This window comes from Eubacterium ramulus, assembly GCF_003122485.1.
In the GTDB taxonomy this organism is placed as follows: Bacteria; Bacillota; Clostridia; order Lachnospirales; family Lachnospiraceae; genus Eubacterium_I; species Eubacterium_I ramulus_A.
Genome location: NZ_JRFU01000191.1, coordinates 1 through 8,468 on the forward strand (window position 1 = coordinate 1; position 8,468 = coordinate 8,468).

The window sequence follows — 8,468 nt, forward strand, 5'->3', positions numbered from 1 at the left end:
CGCTGACCAGAATCACGCACCAAGTCTCACGTGCGTTCGACTTGAACAGGTATCATTAAGTATTATTCAGCGTGAGATAAATCGGAAAATCACCCGATTTAGAGACGATTATGCAAAAAATAGCGGTGAATATTACAAAAATATGAGAAATCACTTGCCCTCGCATGGAATGCGGGGGTATTATAGCTTATGTGAGAAATAAATGTTTCAGTAAATGAATTTTACGGAGGAAGTTAGAATATGACAAAAGTAATTATGAACGGATGTAACGGACATATGGGACAGGTGATCAGTGATCTGTGTGAGAAAGATCCGGAGATCGAGATCGTAGCAGGAGTAGATATCAATACAGAGCAGCACTATGGATATCCGGTGTTTGCAAATATTGCTGACTGTGACGTAGAGGCAGAGGCGATTATTGATTTTTCTCATGTCAGCTGCATTGATGCACTGATGAACTACAGTGTAGAGCGTCAGATTCCGGTAGTTGTTTGTACTACAGGACTTTCCGCAGAGCAGGATGCATTATTAAAATCATCCAGCGAGAAAGTTGCAGTTTTAAAATCAGCGAATATGTCTCTGGGCGTTAATACCTTAATGGAACTTCTTCAGACCGCAGCAAAAGTACTGGCTCCGGCAGGATTTGACATGGAGATCGTGGAGAAACATCACAACCAGAAACTGGATGCACCGAGCGGAACCGCAATCGCACTGGCAGATTCCATGAATGAAGCGTTGGATGAGGCATATTCTTACAAATATGACCGTTCCCAGGAGCGTAAAAAACGTGACAAATACGAGATCGGTATTCAGGCAGTCCGTGGCGGCAACATCGTTGGCGAGCATGAAGTGATCTTTGCAGGAACAGATGAAGTCATTACATTCAAACATACTGCATATTCCAAAGCAATCTTTGGTAAGGGAGCCATTGAAGCTGCAAAATATCTGGCAGGAAAACCGGCTGGATTTTACGGAATGGCAGATGTGATCAAGAGCGCATCATAAAATGAGCGTATTTTATGCGTGAAGGATGATTCAACGTGCGAGCGTTGCAATTTTGCGTGGAAGCATCGACTTGTATCGAAATCAGAAAACTTAAATCAAGTGGTTAGAATAATATAAGGGGGATTACCAGACATGGAAAATGCAGATATTAAGTATCTGAAAGTACTGGCAACACAATATCCGAACATTGCAGCGGCGGCGACGGAGATTGTCAATCTGAAGGCAATTTTAAGTCTGCCAAAGGCCACCGAGCACTTCATCACGGACGTTCATGGGGAGTACGAACAGTTCCGTCATGTGATGTGCAACGGTTCCGGTGCCGTACAGCGTAAGATCGAGGATGAATTTGGAAGTTCTCTGGGCATTCCGGAGAAACGTACACTGGCAACACTGATCTATTATCCGGAACTGAAGATCAAACAGATTGAAGGAAAATTAACGGCACGGGAAAATCTGGAGGACTGGTATAAGGTGACAATTTTCCGCCTGATCCGTGTTTGTAAAAATGCGTCATCCAAGTATACCCGTTCTAAAGTGCGAAAATCCTTGCCGAAGGATTTTGCATATATTATCGAGGAGCTGATGACCGGAAGACCGGATGTGGCAGATCAGGAAGCCTATTATAATGAAATCATCAATTCTGTTATCCACACCGGCAGGGCAGCACAGCTGATTGCAGATTTCTGCTATTTGATCCGTCGTTTTACTGTGGATCATTTGCATGTAGTTGGTGATATTTTTGACAGAGGACCGTATCCGCATCTGATCATGGATGATCTGATGAAACATCATTCTGTGGATATTCAGTGGGGAAACCATGATATTCTCTGGATGGGAGCGGCAGCAGGTTCTGTAGCATGTATGTGTAATATGCTTCGTATTTCAGCGCGATATGGTAATCTGTCGATTCTGGAAGATGCCTATGGTATCAATATGATTCCACTGATGCGTCTGGCAATGGATTGTTATCAGGGACACACAAGTAAGACATTTAATGTTCATGTGCGGGATGATGACGAAGAATATGACCGCGATTTTGCGGAGCTGGATGCCATGATGCACAAAGCTATCACCATCATTCAGTTTAAGGCAGAGGGACAGCTGATCAAAGAGCATCCGGAATGGGATATGCAGGAGCGTCTGCTGTTGGATAAGATTGATTATGAAAAAGGTACGATCAAATTAAACGGCAAAGAATATACGTTGAACGATACGTATTTCCCGACCATCGATCCAAAGGAACCGTACAAATTTACCCAGCAGGAAGAAGATGTAGTAGAGCGTCTGAAAAACAGTTTTCTTGGCAGTGAGCGTCTGCAGCGCCATATCCGTTTCCTGTATACAAAAGGAAGTCTTTACAAAGTATACAATGGAAACCTGTTGTATCATGGCTGCGTTCCGTTGAATGATGACGGCAGCTTTATGAAAGTCAATATTTATGGAAAGACTTACAGTGGAAAGGCTCTGTATGATATTTTAGAGCATTATGCCAGAAAAGGTTACTATTCCATTGATCCGGTGGAGAAGAAACGCGGCGAGGATATTCTCTGGTTTATCTGGAAAAACAAACATTCACCGGTATTCGGAAAAGAGCGTATGGCAACCTTTGAGCGTTATTTTATTAATGAAAAGGAAACTCATGAGGAACCGAAAAATGCGTATTACCGTCTGTTTGAGAAGGAAGAGATCGTGGATAAGATCCTGAAAGAATTTGGACTTCCGGTACAGGGTGCGCATATCATCAATGGTCATATTCCGGTGATTGTAAAAAAAGGTGAATCTCCGGTAAAATGTGGCGGCAAGCTGCTTGTCATTGACGGTGGATTTTCCAAGGCTTATCAGCAGAAGACCGGAATTGCGGGTTACACACTGATCTACAACTCTTATGGACTGGTGCTGGCAGCACATGAACCATTTACTTCCATGGAAGATACGGTGTTGAATGAGACATGTATCCATTCTCATATCGTTATGGAACAGAACGTGGTAAAACGGAAAACAGTAAATGATACCGACACTGGTAAAGTTCTGCGGGAAAATATCGAGGAGCTGGAAGAATTACTGGAGGCTTATCGAAGCGGTATGCTGGTAGAGAAGTTTTGATCTTAATGAATGAGAGAAGATTTCTGGTTTGACAGAAGGAAATCAGCTAAATAATAGCTATGTTATGAAGTAATTCTTTGTAAGGTCAGCGGAATGATTTTTGAAAAATAGGAAAATTTAGATGCAAAAGAGGAACAATTGAGTTCTTGATGATAGGAATGGTGTATTGGAACAGTTACCATTTTAGAATTATTTAAGAATTGATTGTTCCTCTTTTTATTGACAATAATACTTAACGGTGTTAATATTTACCAATAGTCAATGATTAACACTGTTAAATATTGGGAAAACAAGAGTATCTCACCTGTTATATACTGTGTTGTATGAGGAAAACAGGAGGTATCTTTCAAAAGATATGTATACGGAAAGGAGGAAGCTTTCGGGAGTTATGAAATACGTTGAAAATAGGAAAGAAGTGCTTGACCGGGAAATAACGGGTTCTGTAGATCGCAGGAGCGAAACAGAGTCTATGGAGCATGAGGAACACATGCAGTATAGAGAATGCATGGAGCATGTGAATCACATGGATCATATGGAGCAGAATGTTTGGGAAGCCCTGCATATGTTTCGGAAACTGAATATCGGAAGCATTCTGCCGCGTCTGAACAAAGGGGAATTTGTGCTGATGAACGGCATTTATCATGTGCAGAAGAAAATTGGTTCTGAACATGGGGTGAAGATGTCGGATCTGGCGAAATATACCCACGCGCTGCCACCGGCGGTATCCAGAAGCATTAAAGCATTGGAGAAAAAGGGATACGTCAGACGTTTTGTGGATCAGAACGACCGCAGGAATACATTGGTGGAGATCACCGAATCCGGTCAGGAAGTTTTGCAGGAATCCAATGCCATTATGGATGAATTTATTCACCGGGTGTTTGAAAAGACAGATAAGGAAGAGATGGCGCGGCTGGTGAGTTATATTTATCAGCAATATGAGCTGGCAAAAGAAGAACTGGAGAAGATCCGGGAGAGCCAGAAAAAGGCAAAAGAAGCTACAGATGAAGAAGCTTAATGAAGTCAATCATATCGGATGGATCTACATGCTGGTTAAATAAAATAGCCGGTAATAGAATCAATCTGAATTTTGGGAAAGCATAAAATAGTAGTTAGAAAGGAAATCACGGAAATGAAGAAGATTTTTAAAAATATGCTTCCGTACTGGAAATCGATCATTCTGATCGTGGTGGTGCTTGTAATCCAGGCGTACTGTGATCTGGCGTTGCCGACATATACCGCAGATATCATTGATGTGGGTATTCAGAATAAGGGAATCGAACATATTCTTCCGCAGGAAATGACGTCAGAAGAGTATGAGAATGCACAGCTTTTTATGACGAAAGAAGAAAAGACGTTATGGGCTTCCAGTTATGAGGCAACGCAGCATAAGACCTATGAATGTTCTGTAACAGACAAAGATACCCTGGATGAGCTGGATTCCGAATTTGCGATTCCACTGATCCTGAATTATCAGATGTCTCAGATGGAAGAAGACCAGTTCAAAGAAATGCTGGCAACACAGAACGGGCAGGACGTATCCGGATACGAACAGATGAGTCTGGAGCAGATCGGGCAGATGCTTGGCACAGAACTGAGTGTATCAGAAAAAGAAGTTGAGCAGGACGACGGAAGCACACAGACCGTCAACTGCGTGGATGTACGTCCGATTTTTGAGGCAATGGAGGCATCCGGACAGATGGACGAAAGTGCTGTTTTATCCATGCGTGATTCCATGGAAGATATGGTGGAAACCATGGGCGACTCCATGCTTACTTCTACCGGAGCAGCGTACGCGGCAGCCTGTGACGAGGATGCAGGTCTGGATCTGGCAAAAATTCAGACCGCATATCTTTGGAAAAAAGGATTGCAGATGGCAGGGCTTGCCGCAGTCATGATGGCCGCAGCAATTTTTGTTTCTTATCTGGCTTCCAAGGTCGGAGCAGGTGTGGGACGTTCTCTGCGTGGCAGACTGTATGAAAAAGTTATGCATTTTTCTAATGCGGAGATGGGGCATTTTTCTACTGCGTCATTGATCACCAGAAGTACGAATGACGTACAGCAGATTCAGATGGTGACAGCGGTATTTTTACGAATGCTTGCTTATGCACCGATCATCGGAATCGGCGGTATCATTAAAGTGGTACAGACAAAAGCCGGAATGGGATGGCTGATCGTAGTGGCGGTTATCGTAATTTTTGCATTTGTCATGATCCTGATGGGTGCGGCAATGCCGAAATTCAAGAAAATGCAGGAGAAAGTCGACGATGTCAACCTTGTTTCCAGAGAGATTTTGACCGGTCTTTCTGTTATCCGTGCTTTCCGTCGTGAGGACAAAGAGGAAGAACGTTTTGACGGCGTGAACCGCGAACTGACCAAGACCATGCTTTTTACTAACCGTGTTATGACATTAATGATGCCTGGTATGATGATGATCATGTATGCACTGACGGTTGCAATCGTCTGGGTGGCAGCAAAGAAAATCGACCTTGGCGTAATGCAGGTTGGTTCTATGACTGCATTTATCACTTACGCAATGCTGATCGTTATGGCATTTTTGATGCTGACTGCAATGTCTGTCATGCTTCCGCGTGCCGGTGTGGCAGCAGACCGTATCGATGAAGTATTAAATATGGATATTTCTATCAAAGAAGCAGAAGAACCGAAACATGTTGAGAAAACAGCAGGTGTCTTGAAATTTTCACATGTTGATTTCACGTATCCGGGAAGCAAAGAAGCCGCGATCATGGATATTGATTTTACGGCGAACCCGGGACAGACCACAGCTATCATCGGAAGTACCGGCTGCGGTAAGTCAACCATCGTAAACCTGATTCCGCGTCTGTACGATGTGACAGAGGGAAGCATTACGCTGGATGGCACCGATATCCGGGAGCTTTCCATGAAAGATCTGCGTCAGCAGATTGGCTTTGTACCGCAGAAAGGTGTGCTGTTCTCCGGAACCATTGCATCCAACCTGCGTTTGGGTAATAAGGACGCCAGTGATGCAGATGTGCGTCAGGCGGCTCAGATCGCCCAGGCGGAAGATTTTATTGAAGAAAAATCTGAAAAATACGATGCACCGATCGCACAGGGCGGAACAAACGTTTCCGGCGGACAGAAACAGCGTCTTGCCATTGCCCGTGCCATTGCAAAACATCCGAAGATTTTTGTGTTTGACGACAGTTTTTCTGCACTGGATCTGAAAACAGATGCAAAACTGAGAAAAGCACTGTCAAATACCGTTCAGGACAGCACGGTGATCATTGTGGCACAGCGTATCAGCACGATTTTACATGCAGACCAGATCCTTGTTCTGGATGAAGGACAGATCGTGGGTAAAGGCACTCATGAGGAACTGATGAAAACCTGTACGGTATATCAGGAGATTGCAAAATCTCAGATGTCCGCAAAAGAACTTGGACTGACAGACGGAGAGGAGGCAGAAGATCATGAGTAATGAGAGAAATACACATTCCGCTTCCAGACAAAGACGTCCGATGGGACCGGGCAGAGGAATGGCACCGGGAGAAAAGGCAAAAGACCTCAAAGGAGCAATCGGAAAAATGCTCCGCTATATGGGAAAATATAAAATAGCCGTTGTGTTTGTTATGATCATTGCGGCCTGCTCCACCGTATTCAGTGTCGTAGGACCGAAAGTACTTGGTAAGGCAACCACAGCGCTGGCAAGCGGTCTGATGGCAAAAGTAGCCGGAACCGGCGGCATTGATTTTACCTATATCGGAAAAATCCTGCTTTTTGTGCTTGGTTTATACCTGCTCAGCTCTGTTTTAAGTTTTCTGCAGGGATGGATCATGACCGGTATCACACAGAAAATCTGTTACCGGATGCGAAAAGAGATTACGGAAAAAATCAACCGCATGCCGATGAAATATTTTGAGAGCCGTACTTACGGTGAGGTGTTATCCAGAATCACCAACGATGTGGATACCCTTGGCATGGGCTTAAACCAGAGTGTGACCCAGATCATTACATCCACAGCAACGATCATCGGTGTGCTTGTAATGATGCTCAGCATCTCTCCGCTGATGACGCTGATCGCGCTGGTTGTGCTTCCGGTTTCCGGACTTTGCGTGTCACTGGTGGTAAAAAAATCACAGAAACACTTTATCACACAGCAGGAATACCTTGGACATATCAATGGTCAGGTAGAGGAAAGCTATGGCGGTCATCTGGTGATCAAAGCTTATAATAAAGAAGACGAGATGATTGCTCAGTTCAACCAGACCAATGACGTATTGTATACTTCTGCATGGAAATCCCAGTTCCTTTCCGGAATCATGATGCCGATCATGCAGTTTATCGGAAACCTTGGTTATGCGGCAGTTGCACTCAGCGGCGGTATGCTGGCAATCCGTGGAATTATTACCATTGGTGATATTCAGGCGTTTATCCAGTATGTGAAGAGTTTCACACAGCCAATCCAGCAGATCGCACAGGTAACAAATCAGGTGCAGTCCATGGCAGCAGCGGCAGAGCGTGTGTTTGAATTCCTGGAAGAAGAGGAAGAAGATCAGATCGTGGAGCAGCCTGCAGATGTGACAAAAGTAGTCGGAAACGTAGAATTTGAGCACGTAAGCTTTGGTTACAATCCGGATCAGATGATCATCCATGATTTCAGTGCAAAGGCAGAAGCCGGACAGAAGATTGCTATCGTTGGACCAACAGGTGCAGGTAAGACGACGATGGTAAAATTGCTGATGCGTTTCTATGATGTGAATAGTGGTTCCATTCGCATTGATTGTCACGATATCCGCGATTTCAACCGCCGGGAGCTGAGAGATGCGTTTGGAATGGTATTGCAGGATACCTGGCTCTTTAAGGGAAGCATTATGGAAAATATCCGTTACGGACGTCTGGATGCTACCGATGAGGAAGTCATTGAAGCGGCAAAGGCAGCACATGCGGATCACTTTATCCGGACACTGCCGGGTGGCTATGACATGGAGCTGAATGAGGATGCAAGCAATATTTCTCAGGGACAGAAGCAGCTGCTGACCATCGCGAGAGCGATTTTGGCAGATAACCGTATTCTGATTCTGGATGAGGCAACGTCTTCTGTTGATACAAGAACGGAGGAACTGATTCAGAGTGCGATGGATAATCTGATGAAGGGACGAACCAGTTTTGTCATTGCGCATCGGTTGTCTACGATCAAAAATGCGGATATGATTCTTGTGATGAAAGATGGAGATATCATTGAGCAGGGTGATCATGCGGAATTGCTGGCGAAGGGTGGATTTTATGCGGATCTGTATAATAGCCAGTTCTCCGAGTAGAAGTATTTGTTAAAATTTAATATGTGAAAACAAAATCAGAGAAAGTTTCCTCACTCACTAGAC

General features: G+C 44.3%; 5 protein-coding genes. All 5 read left to right on the forward strand.

The features are described from left to right. The first annotated feature begins 240 nt into the window (after nt 1-240). Nucleotides 241-1,005, forward strand: a complete 765-nt coding sequence (gene dapB, locus LG34_RS14900) for a 4-hydroxy-tetrahydrodipicolinate reductase (RefSeq protein ID WP_109216764.1) — start codon at nt 241-243, stop codon at nt 1,003-1,005. 132 nt (nt 1,006-1,137) lie between these two features. Next, nucleotides 1,138-3,108, forward strand: coding sequence for a fructose-1,6-bisphosphatase (locus LG34_RS14905; RefSeq protein ID WP_109216765.1), 1,971 nt, complete (start codon nt 1,138-1,140; stop codon nt 3,106-3,108). Nucleotides 3,109-3,496: 388 nt separating this feature from the next. Next, nucleotides 3,497-4,123, forward strand: a complete 627-nt coding sequence (locus LG34_RS14910) for a MarR family winged helix-turn-helix transcriptional regulator (protein WP_158582228.1) — start codon at nt 3,497-3,499, stop codon at nt 4,121-4,123. A gap of 114 nt (nt 4,124-4,237) precedes the next feature. Further along, nucleotides 4,238-6,565 carry an ABC transporter ATP-binding protein gene (locus LG34_RS14915; protein WP_109216767.1) on the forward strand — a complete coding sequence of 776 codons (2,328 nt, stop codon included), beginning with the start codon at nt 4,238-4,240 and terminating at the stop codon, nt 6,563-6,565. After that, nucleotides 6,558-8,405, forward strand: coding sequence for an ABC transporter ATP-binding protein (locus LG34_RS14920; RefSeq protein ID WP_109216768.1), 1,848 nt, complete (start codon nt 6,558-6,560; stop codon nt 8,403-8,405). The genes LG34_RS14915 and LG34_RS14920 overlap by 8 nt, the downstream gene beginning before the upstream one ends. Nucleotides 8,406-8,468 lie beyond the last annotated feature (63 nt).